Annotated in this window: 14 protein-coding genes; 8 read left to right on the top strand and 6 right to left on the bottom strand. The window is 61.5% G+C overall.

Annotation, left to right across the window (positions count from 1 at the left end):
- Positions 1-56: 56 nt before the first annotated feature.
- The gene (gene speB, locus NE852_RS10535) at positions 57-1103 is read right to left on the bottom strand and encodes an agmatinase (RefSeq protein WP_008526390.1); all 1047 of its coding nucleotides are present in this window, start codon (positions 1101-1103) and stop codon (positions 57-59) included.
- Positions 1104-1280: 177 nt separating this feature from the next.
- On the opposite strand from speB, the gene NE852_RS10530 reads away from it, so the two are divergent.
- From NE852_RS10530 to NE852_RS10495, 8 genes are all read left to right on the top strand, one after another.
- Positions 1281-1979 carry a GntR family transcriptional regulator gene (locus tag NE852_RS10530; RefSeq protein WP_258156496.1) on the top strand — a complete coding sequence of 233 codons (699 nt, stop codon included), beginning with the start codon at positions 1281-1283 and terminating at the stop codon, positions 1977-1979.
- 33 nt (positions 1980-2012) lie between these two features.
- Positions 2013-2738 (top strand): ABC transporter permease, encoded by a 726-nt coding sequence (locus NE852_RS10525; protein WP_008526401.1) that lies wholly within the window; start codon positions 2013-2015, stop codon positions 2736-2738.
- Positions 2735-3436 (top strand): ABC transporter permease, encoded by a 702-nt coding sequence (locus NE852_RS10520; RefSeq protein WP_008526404.1) that lies wholly within the window; start codon positions 2735-2737, stop codon positions 3434-3436. The genes NE852_RS10525 and NE852_RS10520 overlap by 4 nt, the downstream gene beginning before the upstream one ends.
- Before the next feature lie 12 nt (positions 3437-3448).
- Complete coding sequence (locus NE852_RS10515) at positions 3449-4261, top strand: ABC transporter ATP-binding protein (protein ID WP_258156495.1); 813 nt, start codon at positions 3449-3451, stop codon at positions 4259-4261.
- Between the two features lie 173 nt (positions 4262-4434).
- Positions 4435-7683, top strand: a complete 3249-nt coding sequence (locus tag NE852_RS10510) for an adenylate/guanylate cyclase domain-containing protein (RefSeq protein WP_258156494.1) — start codon at positions 4435-4437, stop codon at positions 7681-7683.
- 66 nt (positions 7684-7749) lie between these two features.
- Positions 7750-8430 carry a peroxiredoxin-like family protein gene (locus tag NE852_RS10505; protein ID WP_008526430.1) on the top strand — a complete coding sequence of 227 codons (681 nt, stop codon included), beginning with the start codon at positions 7750-7752 and terminating at the stop codon, positions 8428-8430.
- Positions 8431-8658: 228 nt separating this feature from the next.
- Positions 8659-9081 carry an RNA ligase family protein gene (locus NE852_RS10500; protein WP_308821739.1) on the top strand — a complete coding sequence of 141 codons (423 nt, stop codon included), beginning with the start codon at positions 8659-8661 and terminating at the stop codon, positions 9079-9081.
- A gap of 149 nt (positions 9082-9230) precedes the next feature.
- Positions 9231-10211, top strand: a complete 981-nt coding sequence (locus NE852_RS10495) for a substrate-binding domain-containing protein (RefSeq protein ID WP_258156493.1) — start codon at positions 9231-9233, stop codon at positions 10209-10211.
- Positions 10212-10280: 69 nt separating this feature from the next.
- Here NE852_RS10495 and NE852_RS10490 read toward each other — a convergent pair whose 3' ends face one another.
- From NE852_RS10490 to NE852_RS10470, 5 genes are read right to left on the bottom strand one after another with little or no spacing between them, the layout of a single operon-like run.
- The gene (locus NE852_RS10490) at positions 10281-11546 is read right to left on the bottom strand and encodes an ABC transporter substrate-binding protein (protein WP_008526441.1); all 1266 of its coding nucleotides are present in this window, start codon (positions 11544-11546) and stop codon (positions 10281-10283) included.
- Between the two features lie 25 nt (positions 11547-11571).
- Positions 11572-12408: a carbohydrate ABC transporter permease gene (locus tag NE852_RS10485; RefSeq protein ID WP_008526442.1), complete on the bottom strand. Its 837-nt coding sequence runs from the start codon at positions 12406-12408 to the stop codon at positions 11572-11574.
- Complete coding sequence (locus tag NE852_RS10480) at positions 12405-13328, bottom strand: carbohydrate ABC transporter permease (protein ID WP_008526446.1); 924 nt, start codon at positions 13326-13328, stop codon at positions 12405-12407. The genes NE852_RS10485 and NE852_RS10480 overlap by 4 nt, the downstream gene beginning before the upstream one ends.
- Entirely contained in the window at positions 13321-14502 is a 1182-nt protein-coding gene (locus NE852_RS10475; protein ID WP_008526448.1) for an ABC transporter ATP-binding protein, read from the bottom strand. The genes NE852_RS10480 and NE852_RS10475 overlap by 8 nt, the downstream gene beginning before the upstream one ends.
- Positions 14499-15329, bottom strand: a complete 831-nt coding sequence (locus NE852_RS10470) for a metallophosphoesterase (protein ID WP_008526450.1) — start codon at positions 15327-15329, stop codon at positions 14499-14501. The genes NE852_RS10475 and NE852_RS10470 overlap by 4 nt, the downstream gene beginning before the upstream one ends.
- Positions 15330-15397: the final 68 nt, after the last annotated feature.

The following is a 15397-nucleotide window of genomic DNA, read 5'->3' as shown; positions in this document are numbered from 1 at the left end:
GCCCTGCCCTTTTCCCAAGGCAAGGCTGTTGCAGACTCCGCGCATCCGGCGATTTGCTAGGACGCGCGAACCTTGATTGCCTCGGCCGCAAGGCAGAGGAGTTCGAATAAGACCTGAGCGGCAATTTGCGCCGTGTTCGAGGTAGGGTCGTATTGCGGAGCGATCTCCACGACGTCGCCACCGACGATGTTCAAACCTGAAAGACCGCGCAGAATTCCAAGCGCCTGGGCGGATGTCAGCCCACCGACCTCCGGTGTTCCGGTGCCGGGCGCAAATGCCGGATCAAGAGAATCGACATCGAAGCTGACGTAGGTAGGGCCTGATCCGGCGATTTCTCTCGCCTTTGCGATCACGCCGCTGATGCCGAGATCGCCGACTTCTTCTGCATGGATGACGGTCATGCCCGATGCATAGGAGAATTCCCACAGATACTCGGAGTTTCCTCGAATTCCGATCTGGATCGTCCGCCTGGGATCAAGCACGCCGTCGAGAACCGCCTGGCGGAACGGTCCACCATGATGGAATTTGCAGCCCTCAAATGAACCGCCCGTATCGCAATGCGCATCGATGTGGATCATCCCCACCGGCCGATGCCTGCCGACAGCCCTGAGGATGGGAAGGCTGACCGAATGGTCGCCGCCCACCGCCAGGGGCACGACTCCAGCTCCTATCAAGCGGTGGACAAATCGTTCGATATCCTGGTGAGACGCAGCAAGATCAAAACGGCTTTTGAATGGGACGTCACCCACGTCGGCAACGCGTGCATTTGCAGTCGGGACGGCTCGCAGAACATGATTGTAGGGACCAACGCGATCGACGTTGCGTAGAGCTCTCGGTCCGAACCGCGCACCCGATCGGTTCGTTACCCCGAGATCCATGGGAATTCCGAAAAGCGCGATGTCAATATCGGTGAAATCGGGTGCGGCATCGGGACGATACGGGGCCTTCAACAATGTTGGAAGGCCGCAATAGGGCGCCTGACGGCTATCGCCGTCCCCAAAGACCAGTTCGGCAACTTTTCGAAACTCCTCATCGAACATTTCACCGCCCGAAGCATTCAAATAGCGCTTCCGCAATTCGTCCAGACTGAGAATCTCCGACATCGGACCTCCATATGTTCCGCCCCATCAGGCCGCGATCAAAAAGCGGACAAAGAGCCATTGCTTGTTGTCGCCAACATTGTATACATAATCGTATTCTTCTTGATCGGGCAAGAGGAAAAACGTTATGGTGAGTTCGCCGGGACCCGGTGAATGGACCAGAGATGGAAGGGGAATTGATTGGCAGCGACCAAAACGGAACAGCGGGGATCGTTGCGCGAGAGCACTTATGCGCAATTGAAGGACCTGATTCTCAGCGGCCAACTTCGCCCCTCGGAGCGCCTTTCTGAAGTGACGCTTGCCAAACGCTTCGGCGTCAGCCGAACGCCGCTGCGCGAAGCGCTGATGAAGCTCGAAGAGGAAGGGCTTGTCGTCGGGCAGCGGAATTTCGGTTACACGGTGACCGATCTCGACGTCACCAAATTCTGCAATCTCCTGGTCGTTCGCGAAGCGCTCGATGTTTGCGCGGCGCAGCTCGCCTGCGAGATGGCGACCGAGGAAGACCTCGATCGGCTTCGCGGCGTCATCGTCCAGATGGTGGAACTCAAGGAAACGACCAACGAGGCGCCGTCGGACGCCGCGCGCAATCTCGATCTTGGACTGCACATCCATCGGGTGATCGTCGAATCGACCCGAAACGAGGCCCTCGTGAGGGCGACGGATCAAATTTACCAGCAGCTTCGCCTGGCGCTTTGGCTCGAGGTGCTTTGGGTTGACCTGGAGCACACCGATCTCGACGAGCATCGGGCAATCGCGGACGCCATCTGCGCACGCGATAAGGAGGCTGCCGCGATCGCAGCTCGCGCGCATGTCCAAAGCTCGCTCAAGAACATGTCGAAGCTTCAGCGCATTTGGGCGCACCGGCGCGCTGCCGAGTGAAGCAACCCTGATCGGTCATCAAGAGGTCCACGCATGGCATTTATTGGTAGTTACCTGACTCTCATCGGTTTCGGACCGACCGGTTGGGGGTGGCTGCTTCTGACCGCGGCGGCCATGACGATCGGAGTATCCGTCTGCGGCTTTCTGGCTGGAACGGTGATCGGCTCGGTCGTCACCTTCATGCAGCTGTCCCGCCACATGGGACTCCGCTGGCTTGCCGACTGCTACACGACCGTCCTTCGCGGCGTGCCTGACCTTCTGGTCATCTACCTCTTCTATTTCGGCGGCAGCGCCTTCCTCGGGACTGTCGGCGGCCTTTTCGGGTATCAAGGTTTTATCGGAATGCCGGCCTTTTTGACCGGGACGCTAGCGCTTGGCGTGGTTTCGGCGGCCTATCAGGCCGAAGTATTTCGCGGAGCCTACAGATCGGTTGCGCGCGGCGAAATCGAAGCCGCCAGCGCCGTCGGCATGCGGCCGTGGCCCAAATTCAGGCGTATCGTCGCGCCGCTCGTCCTTCGTTACGCCATTCCCGGCCTTGGAAACACCTGGCAACTCGTGCTGAAGGAGTCGGCATTGATCTCCGTCACGGGCCTCGTCGAACTACTGCGCCAGTCGCAGATCGCCGCCGGCTCCACTCGCCGGCCCTTCGAGTTCTACCTGTCGGCGGTCATTCTCTACCTCGTCGTAACCTGGTTCTCCTCGATTGTGTTCAAACGAATGGAAGCTCGAACGACCCAAGGCGTGAGGAGAGCGCTATGACGGATATCGGCTTCATGTGGGATACGTTTCTCACGCTTCTGACCGGTGTGCCGCTAACCCTCGAGCTTGCGGTCACCTCCATCCTGGCAGGCAGCATCCTGGCGCTTGCGATCTCGCTGCTGGCGGTGACCGGCGGTGCGATGGGACGAAACATAGCCGGTGCCTACGTCTTCGTCTTCAGAGGTTCGCCTCTGCTCGTCCAAATGTTCCTGATCTATTATGGCCTCGGCCAGTTTCGGCACGGGTTGCAAGACCTCGGGCTCTGGTGGTTCTTTCGCGAGCCCTATTGGTGTGCGGTGCTGGCGCTTACTCTGAACACGGCCGCCTACTGCAGCGAAATTTTCCGCGGTGGCCTCAGGGCCGTCTCCAGCCAGGAGATCGAGGCGGCACGCGCCTGCGGGATGTCGGGCGTTCTGCTCTTCAGACGGATCATCCTTCCGATCGCCATCAGGCATGCGCTGCCGGCCTATGGCAACGAGATCATCCTGATGCTCAAGGCGACGGCGCTCGCGTCCGTCATCACGATCATGGAAGTCACCGGCCTGGCCGGAAAGTTGATCGCCGACAGCTTCCGCGCCTTCGAGATCTTCATCGTCGCGGGGGCGATCTACCTCGCAATCAATTTTATCGTGACGCGCATGCTCTTGCTGGTCGAATTTTGGCTTTCGCCGCACATGCGCATGCGGTTGCAATCTTAGATGGGAGTATGCATGTCTGGCAGGGGAACATTTTCGGCTAGCGACAACAAAGACAAAAACGCTGCCGTTTCAGTCAAAGATCTTCGGAAATGCTTTGGCCCGCTGGAAGTCTTGAAGGGCGTTTCGTTCGAAGCGCACGAGGGCGATGTGGTTTCCATTCTCGGTTCGTCCGGATCGGGCAAATCGACGATGCTCAGATGTCTCAATATGCTCGAAGTTCCCGACAGCGGGGAGATCCGTATCGGCGGTGAGGTATATGGTCTGAAACGATCAGGGCACAGAACGGTACCTGCCGACCGCAGACAAGTCGATCGGATGCGCGAGCACATCGGCATGGTGTTTCAGAGTTTCAATCTTTGGTCCCACATGACGATCCTGGAGAACCTGATCGAAGCGCCGGTGCACGTGCAGAAACGCAACCGCGCGGAATGTATTGCGGAGGCCGAAGCCCTGCTTGAGCGGGTCGGTATCGCCGACAAGCGAAACTTCTATCCCGCCCACCTGTCCGGAGGGCAGCAACAGCGCGCCGCGATCGCTCGCGCGCTCGCGCAGCGCCCGAAGGTCATGCTGTTCGACGAGCCAACCTCCGCCCTCGACCCCGAACTTGTCGGCGAAGTGCTGAAGGTGATGCGCTCACTTGCTGAAGAAGGTCGCACTATGCTGATCGTGACGCACGAGATGGCGTTTGCGCGCGACGTTTCCAATAAGGTGGTGTTTCTTCACAAGGGTGTCATCGAAGAAACCGGCGCGCCTGCCGAGCTTTTCACGCAGCCGAAGTCCGAACGATTTCGCCAGTTTCTCTCAGGGCGAGGCGACGCCGTTTGACGTCCCGCTTCAGATCCCGTTCGCAGCCCGCATTCAACGCTGTCACGTCGCCCCCGCCGCTTGTTTAATGCTTGCAGGCAAGTGGCAGCAGGTTCATGCTTGTCTTCGCTTTTGAAGCCTGCCAGTAGCGGCTGACCAGCCGAACGAAGTGGGCTCTTCGTGAGACGCGTGCGATGGAGTGCGCCGGCTGCGGTTTCGATATTCAAAGCGGTTTTGCTTTCTGTCCGCGATGCGGCGCAAAGCAGCCGCTCTCATGTGCCGGCTGCGGCTACGCATGTCAGCCCGATTTCGCTTTCTGCCCTCGATGCGGCACGTCGCTCGCCGGCACGGCGCAGCCCGTCCTGAAGCCAATTGTCGAGGTGGCTGCACCGGAAAAATCAGATAGCGATGCGGACCGGCGGCCGGTGACCGTGCTCTTTGCCGATCTCTGCGGCTTCACCACCCTGAGCGAGCAGATCGACCCCGAAGTCATGCGGGTGCTGCAGAACGAATTGTTCGAAGAAATGACCCAGGCGGTTGAGACTTATGGGGGCTTCGTCGACAAGTTCGTCGGCGATGCGCTGCTGGCGTTGTTCGGCGCGCCGGTGGCCCATGAGGACGATCCGATCCGGGCGCTTAACGCCGCGCTCGACATGATCGATCGAGCCACGGAGGTCGGCACGCGCTGGCATTCACGCGCCCGCGTGCCGCTGCGGCTGCATATCGGCATCAACAGCGGCCCTGTCGTCACCGGCGGTTTCGGTGCGGTCGGCGCTAAGTCCTATTCCGTGACCGGCGACACGGTGAATACGGCACAGCGCCTGCAATCCATGGCCGGCGAAAACGACATCCTCGTCGGGCCGCTGACCTATCGCCTCACCCGCCATGCCTTTGCCTTCGATAGTCTCGGCGCACAGACGCTGCGGGGCAAAAGCGGCAACGTCCATGTCCATCGACTGACAGGGCTCCTGGAAGCGCCGCATACGGCGCGGGGGCTCGAAAATTTCGGCCTGCAAGCGCCGATGATCGGACGGGATGCGGAGCTGTCGCGGTTGCTGACATGCCTCGATCTTGCCTGCGGGGGCGCGGCACAGCTTGTTCGCCTGATTGGCGAAGCGGGCATCGGCAAATCACGGCTGGCGAATGAATTCGTGACAATCGCCGGCAATGCCGGCCGCTTCCCGGGCCTCGCCATTCGCAAAGCCACCTGCTCTCCCCTCGGCGAACAATCCTATGGCACGCTTGCCGCGGTCGTGCGCAGCGCCTACGGCGTGGGCGAGCGGGATGATCCCGACAGGACGCGGCAATTGCTGTCGACTGGGTTTCGCGCGTTGGATTTCACACAGGAGGATGTCGAGGGGCTACTACCGCTCTTCCTGCACGTCCTCGGCCTCGGTGATCCCGACGGCGCGTTGCGGCATATCGAGCCGGAGCAGTTGCGGCGGCAGATCTTCTATGCGGTCCGCACCGTCTTCGAGCGGCGGCTGGGGCAAGGCCCTCTGCTGCTCGTCATAGAGGATCTGCATTGGGCGGACGCCGCCTCGCTGGAAGTGCTTCGCTTCATGATGGACCGGCTGGAGCGCAGCCGGCTGATGCTGCTTGCGATCTACCGGCCGACATCGCAGACCGACCCGCTGAATTCCGATCGTGTCAGCGTCACCGTGCAACGCCTTGGTCCGCTCATGGCAGCCGACGGGCAGAAGCTGCTTGCAGCCTTTTTCGGCGAGGCTCACGGCAAGCTGCCGGTCTCGATGCGCAAGCGCATCCTCGATCGAGCCGGCGGCAATCCGCTTTTCATCGAAGAAATCCTTCGGGGACTGATCGACATGGGCACGTTGCACCATGACGGTCAGCACTGGCATGTTGCGACCGAAGACACGGATGTCGATATCCCGGTCAATCTGCAAGCGCTGCTGCTTGCCCGCGTCGATCGTCTGCCGCAGGAGATAAGACGATCGGCGCAAGAGGCGGCGGTGGTGGGACCGAAGTTCGATACCGCGCTCTTGCGCACCGTCGCCACCGATCCGGCCGGCATCGATGCTGCATTGGATTACCTCTGCGACGCCAATATCATCGAGGAACTGCGCGGCCCCGACGCCGCTGTATCGCCGGGCTACCGATTCAGCCAGACGCTGATGCATGACGTCATCTACCATAATCTCCTGCTGCAACGACGCATGGAGCTTCATCGACGGATCGGCCAGGTTCTGGAACGCCAATATGGCGCCTCTCCCGACCGGCCCGAGCAACTGGCGCTGCTCGGCCACCACTTCAGCCTGACCACCGAAAGAGCCAAGGGAGCAGCCTATCTGATGGCGGCGGGGGATTTGGCGCGCAAGACCTACGCCAATGACGATGCGATGCGCCTTTACCGCCAGGCGCTTGCTACCTTTGCAAACGAGGCGGAGGTGACGCCAGAGCAATCGGCTCTTCTGGAGCGCCTTGGCGATCTCTGCGGCCCGGCCGGCCTGCGCGACGCTGCTTTGAGCCATTACCAGCGCGCACTTGCGATCCATCGCTCCAAGGACGACCCTATCGCCGCAGCGAGGATACTGCGAAAGATCGGCCGCCTGCATCTCGATGCGGGGCGCCGCGATCAGGCGGAGACACATTGCGCCGAGGCCGAAGCACTGATCGCGGCAATCGATGCGCCGGTCGAGCATGCGCATCTTCTGCAGGAACGCGGTCATCTAGCCTTCCGCATGGGGGATCAGGCCGCTGCCGCCGACTGGGCGACGCAGGCGCTGCAACGCCTGCAGACGCTGCCGATCGACGGAACGACCGAGGCCGGACGGGAGGCAGCGCGAGCGATGGCGGAGGCGCTGAACACCAAGGGTGCCGCACTTGCGCGGCTCGGGCGGCGGCGCGATGCCGTGCAGGAAGTGGAACACAGTCTTTCCGTCGCCGAAAAGGCCGATCTGCAAAGTGCCGCCTGTCGCGCCTACTCCAATCTCGGCGTTCTCTACACGATCGTCGATCCGGGCAACGCCATCAGGATCTGCCGGCGTGGACTGGAAGTGGCGACCCGTATCGGCGATCTCGGCTTCCAGGCGCGCCTTCTCGCCAATCTCGCAGTCTCCTGCTGCACTTTCACCGATCGCTGCGCTGCCGAAGGCGTGCCGGCGGCGGAAAAGGCCGTCGAAATCGACCGGGCGCTCGATCAGCGCGATCATCTCTCCGTGCCGCTGATTGTGCTCGCCCAGATTCATCAGTGCCATGGGCAGCCGAAGCTAGCTCGTAAGTATTACGAGGAAGCCCTTGAGGTTGCGAAGGAAATTGACGAGCCGCAATTGCTCTTTCCGTGCTATGATGGTCTCGCGACACTCAGCCTCGAGCATGACGACATAGACGAGGCGGAACGGTATTTCACGCTGGCACAGGATGTATGCATCCGCCACAACCTCGATCCAGCCACGCTCGTCGTATTGCCGTTCCTCGACTGACTGTCCCTGTTGCAACGACTGCAGGAGATCGATGAGAAGAATCGACTATATAGGGAGGAATGAAAGATGCAGGAGAACCACCTAGGAAAACCATTGCAGCCAGGAGATCGCGCGCCGAACGTGGTGCTGGATGCGATCACCCGCCAGGGCAAGATCGCCATTGACGATTTTCGCGGTCAGAAGCCGGTGCTCGTCGGGTTGTTCCGCGGACTGCATTGCCCCTTCTGTCGCCGGCAGATCGCCGCCATGGCCGAACTCACCGGTGCCTTACAGGAGAAAGGCATCGATAGCCTGACCGTCGTCAACACGCCGATCGATCGCGCCCGCCTCTATTTCCGCTACCACCCGCTTCCCAATCTGCTGGCGGCTTCAGACCCGGAACGGGTATCGCACAAGGCCTTCGGCCTGCCGAACCTTCAGTTCACGGAAAACGAGAACGACTGGCCGCACAAAGTCAGCATGAGCACTGTATCCTCGATGCAAATCGACATGCCGGGCGAGCTTCCAGCGCCGATGGGCGTGATGGATGCGGTGGAATATCTCGACAAGGCTGATGGCTATGAATTCACCGAGGACGACACACAGATGATCGCCACCGGCCACGGTCAACTTGTCGGCGAATTCCTGCTCGATCGGGATGGCGTCGTGCGCTGGTGTTTCACCGAAGTCGAGGATGGTGGCCGCCATATGTTCGGCGGCCCCGCCCCGCGGGAAGTGATGTCGGCAGCATCGAATATGGCAGTTTAACTTTTAGTTCGGGGATCATTCCTGCCTTGCTGGCGTGACAGAGCGCCAGCTATAGCTGCTGCATGAAGAAATAGGACGCACCTTCCATCTGCCTATCTCGCCCGGCGCGACCAGCGACGACAGGATCATGTCGTCGCTTGAAGGACTGGTGGACACCGATCTTCTGGTTACGGAGAAAATGGATGGGGAAAACACGACCATTCATCGTGGCATCCGTCGCGGGATTGGCTGAAAGCATTTGCGTCGAGTATCTCGCCTCAACTTGCCGAGGACGAACGCATTGTCGGTGAAAACTTGTATGCCCGGCATTCCGTCACCTATGACGCGCTCCCCTCTTATTTTCTCGGTTTCGCATGGGTCAACGGCGACGAGATCCAGCCATGGGACCTGACGCTGCTCCGGTTCGAAGAACTGTTGATCATAGCCGTGCCGACACTCTATCGCGGGCCGTTCAGGGCCGGCCTTTTCGAGGATTTGGCTGCGTCACTGGACAAGAGCCGCCACGAAGGCTTTGTCGCAAGGGTCGCTGGAGCATTCAGCGAGGCGGACATGCCGGTTCGCATGGGCAAATATGTACGGGCCGGCCATGTCCAAAGCGAAATACATTGGATGAAGGCAGATTTGATCCCTAACCGATTGGCAGATGCCTAACGTTACGGCAGTTTCATCTCGACGCAGGGCTCAACCGAAATGGCTTGCCGTTATCGCCGCTCTCCCCGATCAGCGGCCGAGTGTCAGATCACTGTCATCGAAAGCGCCTAAGGGATCGCGCCTGATGCTGTCACCAGGAGGTGTCTTCCATGGCCACATTGCAACAGGTCGCGTTCCGCGCCGGCTGTTCGCTGGCGACCGCAAGCCGCGTTCTCAACCGCAACGGGCCGGCGAGCGATCTGATGGTGCGTAAGGTGCGGCGGGCCGCAGCTGAACTCGGTTATCGCGCGGCCGGCCCCTCCGTCGGCCGGCTCGGGCGCAGGCCCGTGGTCGGCGTGCTGATCCCCAGCATCACCAATCCGGTCTTCGCCTCGTCGCTGTCGAGCATTCAGAACCGCATGCTGGTGGCGGGCCATGGCGTTTTGATCGCTCAATCGAACTACGATCCGGCGCGGGAGGCCGATGCGGTTGCAGCACTCCTGAACGATCGCCCGACCGGGCTGATCCTCACCGTCTGCGATCCATCGACGAGCGAGGCGCTGCTTGCAAAGCTCCCGCCGACCGTCCTGCTCAACAACTTGCCGACGGCGCAGTTTCCGGCGGCGGTCACTGCCGACAATCGAGGCGCCGGCCGCGAGATCACCACCTTCCTACTCGGCATGGGCCACCGCCGCATTCTCTTCCTCTCCGGCAATTTCGCCGCGTCCGACCGCGCGCGCCTTCGCTATCAGGGGTATCTCGATGCCATCGCGGAAAACGGGCTGGCTCCGCTCGATGCCGTGCAGATCCCCTTCGTCAACGGTTATGACCAGCTCGATCTCAGTGGTGTGATGAACGCACTTTCTCCGACGGCGATCATCGCCTCCAACGATCTTCTCGCGCTCGGTGTCATCGGCGCCCTGAAGCGCGATGGGCTCTCGGTTCCAGGCGATATTTCGGTCGCCGGCTTCGACGGCATCGCCATCGGCCGGCTGATCGACCCGCCGCTGACCACCATCGAGATGCCGGATGCCAGCATGGGGGCGACGGCCGCCTCGCTGCTTCTCGACATGGCGGAGAATGCCGCCCCTGCCCGCCATCTCGATGTCGCCTATACGCTCCGTCGCGGCGGCACAGTGCGCGCTATCTGAAGCTTGCGAAACAGAAAGGCCGCCAAGCGCTCAGCACGGCGGCCTTCCCTGTTATTCGTGATCGAGCAATCAGCTGCGCGGCAGCATGCCTTCGACGTCAGCGGCTGCGTCGTCGAGTGCTTCCTTCGGTTTGGCAGACTGGTCGACGATGCGCGAGAGGTTATCGACGATGGTCTGGGTGACCTTGACGCCGTTCGAACCGGGGAAGGCATACCAAGGGATCATGACCGGCATCTGGCTGAGGCCTGCCTGGAACAGCGGGTTCTGCTTGTAGAAATCGCCGAGATATTCGGGCGACTTGGCGGCAAGCTCGTTGTTCGGGACATAGCCGGTGCCGGGCACGACGACGGAGGCGCCGTAGGGGCCGGCGGCGAACTTGGCGAACTTCCAGGCGGCGTCCTGCTTGGCGGCGTCATGAGTCAGGATGACGACGGCGTTGCCGCCCGTCGGCAGATGACCGTTCACCGGATCGATCAGCGGGATCTTGGCCGTGCGCAGGTCGAACTTGTTGCCGACGTTCTTGATGGTGTTGCGCAGCGCGCCCGTCGTCTGGAATTCGAAACCGACCTTGCCGGCCGCGAAAGCCTGCTCACCGGCGGGCTTGGTGAAGACGGGCATTCCGCCTTCGGTGACCATGCGATGCAGGACCTCGACAGCCTTCTGACCTTCCGGACCATTGAAGGTAACCTTGCTTTCGTCATCGCTCAGCATCTTGCCGCCGGCGCCAAAGAGCAGTGCTGAGAACATCCAGTCGTCGCTCTGCCAGCGGAAATCGATGCCGTCGACGCCATTGCCGAGCGCCTTGATCTTGCCGCCAAGAGCGATGACTTCATCCCAGGTCTTCGGCGGATTGTCAGGGTTGCCGCCGGCCGCTTTCACGAGATCGGCATTGTAATACATGATCGGGTTCGAGGTCGCGAACGCGAGGCCGACCTGCTTGCCCTTGACCTGGGCGAGCTTGAGGATCGTGTCGGAGAAGCCCTGCTCGGCCATGTTGCCGTCTTTCTTGACGAGCGGGCCGAGATCAACGGCGACATCGCGCTCGTTGAGCATGCGCAGGCGGTTCAGGCCGATGAAGGTGATGTCGGGCATTTCGGTGGTGCCGGCCTGGCGAAGGATCGTCTGGATGCCTTCTTCATAAGTTGCCGAGGGGCTGGCGAACTGGATCTTGATATCGGGGTTTTCTGCCATGAACTTCTTCGAGATCGTGTCCATCACGTCCTTGAAGAAGCCCGGCATCGGGTAATGAACCGTCAGCGTCGTCTCGGCATGCGCGGGAAGCGCGATTGCCAAGGATACGGCCGCTGCGGCGAGAAGCTGGGTGATAGGTTTCATCGCTCGTTCTCCTGGTTGAAGCCGGTCAGCCTTTGAGACCGGTCATGGTGATGCCCTCGACGAAACGCTTCTGCGCAAGCAGGAAGGCGGCGACGAGGGGCAGGGTAATGATGAGGGTCGCCGCCATCAGCGCGCCGTAGTCGTCGCCGGCTTCGGCGGCCCGGAAATACATCAGGCCGAGCGGCGGTGTGGCGTAATCCTGCTTGCTGATGACGATCAGCGGCCAGTAGAGGTCGTTCCAATGGGCGACAACCGAGAAGATGGCGAAGGCGGTCACAGCAGGCCAGGCATTCGGCACGATGACGCGGGCGACGATGCCGAGTTCCGACATGCCGTCGAGACGGGCGGCATGGATGAGATCGTCCGGCATGGCGCGGAAGAACTGCAGGAACATGAAGATCGCGAAAACCGAAATGGTAAAGGGCGCTACAAGCGCGGCATAGCTGTTCAGCAGCGAGGCGCTATCGAAGGCGACGTAGAGCGGCAGCGCGGTCGCATGGATCGGCACGAGAAGGCCGAGCATGACGAGCACCATCATGGCGCGGGCTGCGGCGAAGCGTAGCTTTGCCATGGCGTAGGCACAGGGTATCGCCACCAGCACCTGAAAGAAGAAGATCAGTCCGCAGACGACGACACCGTTCCATAGAAGCCGCGCCATCGGCACCCGGCTCAAGGCCTTGGCGAAATTCTCGACATAGGCGAGATGCGCGGGGATCAGCGACAGCGACGAGGTGAAGATGTCGCTCTGCGTCTTTCCGGCTGCCGAAATCATGAAGAGGTAGGGCGACAGGAAGACGATCGCACCGAGGAAAAGCAGGCTCAGGCGAATGACCCTGCCGAGGGAAAAATTGCTCGCCATCATGTGTAATGCACCCGGCGGTCGAGAATACGGTATTGCAGGAACATCAGCACCACGAGGATCAGGAGGAAGACTACCGTCATCGCCGAGGCGTACCCGACGCGCAGATAGACGAAGCCTTCCTGGTAGATCGTGAAGAGCAGCACTTCGGACGCTTTGTTCGGGCCGCCATCCGTCAACATCTTGACCGTCTCGAACACCTTAACGGCATTGGTGATGCTGATGGTGATGACGAAGAGCGTCGTCGGCCCGAGCATCGGCCAGGTCACCAGCAGAAAGCGATCAAAGGAGGATCTGGCGCCGTCCACTTCAGCCGCGGCGTACAGCTCGCGCGGGATCGCCGTCAGGCCGGCGAGGAAAAGCACCATGTTGAAACCGGCCGATTGCCAGACGCCGATGATCGACAGGCTGTAGAGGACCGTGCCGGAGCTGCCCAGCCAGTTCGGGCCGGGAAGGCCAGCAAGCGCCAGTAACGCATTGATCGGGCCGATGGTGGGGTGAAACATATATTGCCAGACCGTCGCCATGGCGACGATCAGCGAGGCGACCGGCAGGAAATAGGCGGTGCGGAAGAAGCTGCGCGCGGCCGTCTCGCTCTCGATCAGCATGGCGATGCCGAGGCCGAGAAGGATCGAGACGGGCGCGACGATCGCCGTGTAAACCGTGGTGTTCCAGAGCGACGTGCGGAAGGTGCGGTCGGTGATCAGATGCGCGTAATTCTCGAAGCCGACGAAACGGAATTTGCCGTAGCCGAGTTCGAAATCGGTAAAGCCGAGAAAGATGACAGCCGCGACCGGCAAAAGCACAAAAAGGAAAAGCAGGATCATTGCCGGCAGCACCAGCATCCAGGCAATGCGGGCTTCGCTGCGTCGATGCGCCATGGCGGGATTGCCTGGCACGGACATGGAGACGACACTAGCCATGTGCCGTCTCCCGCTCAGCGTCGTTTGCTGCAAGCCCGCTGCCGGCCTCGGCGCGAACGGCCAGTCGGCCGCCAGTCTCGGCAAAGGCCATCGTTCTGCCCGGCGCCAGCTTGAGCCCGACCGGGTCGCCAGCCGTGAGGCCCGCGGCTTCGGGCGGCTGAACCTTGGCGATCACGGTCTCGCCGATCGCATCGAGGCGGCAATAGAGGATGACCTCCGACCCCAGGAACTCGACGCGCTCGATCCGGGCTGCAAGCCCGTCCTTGCGGCTCCGGTCCAGAAAGACGAACTCGGGACGAATGGCGAGCGTGACCGGCGCTTTGCCGGCTGGCGGGTTTTCGAGCGTCAGACGCAGGTCTCCAAAGGCAACCACACCGTCCACAGCCTCTGCCGGCAGCAGATTGATGCGCGGTTGGCCGATGAAGCGAGCGACCTCGATATGGGCGGGATCGTCATAGATGACCTCGGGGCTTGCGATCTGCAGCAACCGGCCGCCCATCATCACAGCGACGCGATCCGCCATCGAAAGCGCCTCTGCCTGGTCATGCGTGACATAGAGCGTCGGCACGCCGGCGCGGCGATGCAATTCGACGATCTCGCCGCGGGCGTGGACGCGCAGATTGGCGTCGAGGTTGGACAGCGGCTCGTCCATCAGGAAGATGCTCGGCCGGCGCACCATGGCGCGGGCGAGCGCCACGCGCTGGCGCTGGCCGCCAGACATCTGGCCGGGTTTGCGGTCAAGCAGGTGGTCGATCTTCAGCGACGTTGCCATTTCCCGGACGTCGCGGGCGATCATCGCGCAGGTGGCGCGCTGGCCCGGCACCAACGAGCCGATGAAGGGCAGCCTTTGCATCGTCGACAGCCGGCGCATCGCCAGCGGCACAGCGATGTTCTGAGACGCCGTCAGATGCGGATAGAGCGCGTAGGACTGAAAGACCATGGCGATGTTGCGATCGGCGGCCGCCACACCGGACATATCTTTCCCGCCGATCAGAATCTCACCGCTATCGGCATGGTCGAGACCGGCGAGGACGCGCAGAAGCGTGCTCTTGCCGCAGCCGGAGGGACCGACCAGCGCGATGAATTCGCCGGCGCCGACCTCGAGGCTGACGCCATTGAGGATATGGTTGCCGCCAAAAGCCTTGGTGATGCCGCGAAGCGAGAGCGCACTCATTCGACGGGCTCCCGCAGCTTGACCGCCTGCGGATAGACCTCGTGCACGACGTCATCGAGCACATGCGCGGTCATGCCGGGAATAGCGACGATCCTGCTTGCGACCGACGTATCGAACTCGTGGACGACGGCGCCGATCAGGCGCTCGCCCGGCATTTCGCGTTCCATCTTGTCGATGATGAAGGCGGCCGAGGGACCCCATGTCAGCTCTGTATTGCCGAAACGCCCCTGCCAGGCCCAGTGAAGATGGCCGCTTGCGAAAAGCGCCACGTCATGGGCCGCGATCAGATCATAGAGCCGCCTGCGCTGGGCGGGACGAACGCTCCAGTATCCGGTATCGCCTTCATCATGCGCATCGACGAACAGCGGCTTATGAGCGAAAAGCGCCACGCGCCGCCCTGCCCTTTCGGAAAGCGCCCTGGCGAGCCATTCGAACTGGGCCTCTTCTTCGTCGTCCTCATGGCCGAGAAGCAGAGAGTTCAACCCGATGAAACGCCAGCCGGCAGTATCCTCCAGCCAGCGGTCGTCGCCGGCAAGGCTGCGCCAGCGCGCCAGCCGCTCGGCGTTGACGGGCTGATCGGATTCCTTGAAATGACCGACGTCATGATTGCCGGGGACGATCAGCATCGGGATCGACACCTGACGCATCAGATCCATCGAGAAGGTGATGTCCTCGTCCTTGTCGGCCCCGTCGACGGTGAGATCGCCGGTATGGACGATCAGGTCGGCGCCTGTCCCCTCGATCCACGTCAGGAGCGGCGCCCAGTTGCCGTTGAAATGCGGCTTGTTCGGGCTGAAATGGGTGTCGGTGATCTGAATGATTTTCATGGGGCGCGCGCATCTCCAAGACAGGGAAGCGCGAGTGTGGTCACTTGCGTCCCTTCCTTGGCACCTCT

This window comes from Rhizobium sp. Pop5 (assembly GCF_024721175.1).
In the GTDB taxonomy this organism is placed as follows: Bacteria; Pseudomonadota; Alphaproteobacteria; order Rhizobiales; family Rhizobiaceae; genus Rhizobium.
Note: the sequence above shows the minus strand (reverse complement) of the source record. Positions and strands in the feature narration are given on the sequence as shown.

Coding starts and splice junctions, on each gene's coding strand:
- NE852_RS10490 (WP_008526441.1), bottom strand. CDS start 11,546: ATGAAACCTATCACCCAGCTTCTCGCCGCAGCGGCCGTATCCTTGGCA.
- NE852_RS10510 (WP_258156494.1), top strand. CDS start 4,435: ATGGAGTGCGCCGGCTGCGGTTTCGATATTCAAAGCGGTTTTGCTTTC.
- NE852_RS10525 (WP_008526401.1), top strand. CDS start 2,013: ATGGCATTTATTGGTAGTTACCTGACTCTCATCGGTTTCGGACCGACC.
- NE852_RS10515 (WP_258156495.1), top strand. CDS start 3,449: ATGTCTGGCAGGGGAACATTTTCGGCTAGCGACAACAAAGACAAAAAC.
- NE852_RS10480 (WP_008526446.1), bottom strand. CDS start 13,328: ATGGCTAGTGTCGTCTCCATGTCCGTGCCAGGCAATCCCGCCATGGCG.
- speB (WP_008526390.1), bottom strand. CDS start 1,103: ATGTCGGAGATTCTCAGTCTGGACGAATTGCGGAAGCGCTATTTGAAT.
- NE852_RS10475 (WP_008526448.1), bottom strand. CDS start 14,502: ATGAGTGCGCTCTCGCTTCGCGGCATCACCAAGGCTTTTGGCGGCAAC.
- NE852_RS10485 (WP_008526442.1), bottom strand. CDS start 12,408: ATGATGGCGAGCAATTTTTCCCTCGGCAGGGTCATTCGCCTGAGCCTG.
- NE852_RS10495 (WP_258156493.1), top strand. CDS start 9,231: ATGGCCACATTGCAACAGGTCGCGTTCCGCGCCGGCTGTTCGCTGGCG.
- NE852_RS10470 (WP_008526450.1), bottom strand. CDS start 15,329: ATGAAAATCATTCAGATCACCGACACCCATTTCAGCCCGAACAAGCCG.
- NE852_RS10505 (WP_008526430.1), top strand. CDS start 7,750: ATGCAGGAGAACCACCTAGGAAAACCATTGCAGCCAGGAGATCGCGCG.
- NE852_RS10520 (WP_008526404.1), top strand. CDS start 2,735: ATGACGGATATCGGCTTCATGTGGGATACGTTTCTCACGCTTCTGACC.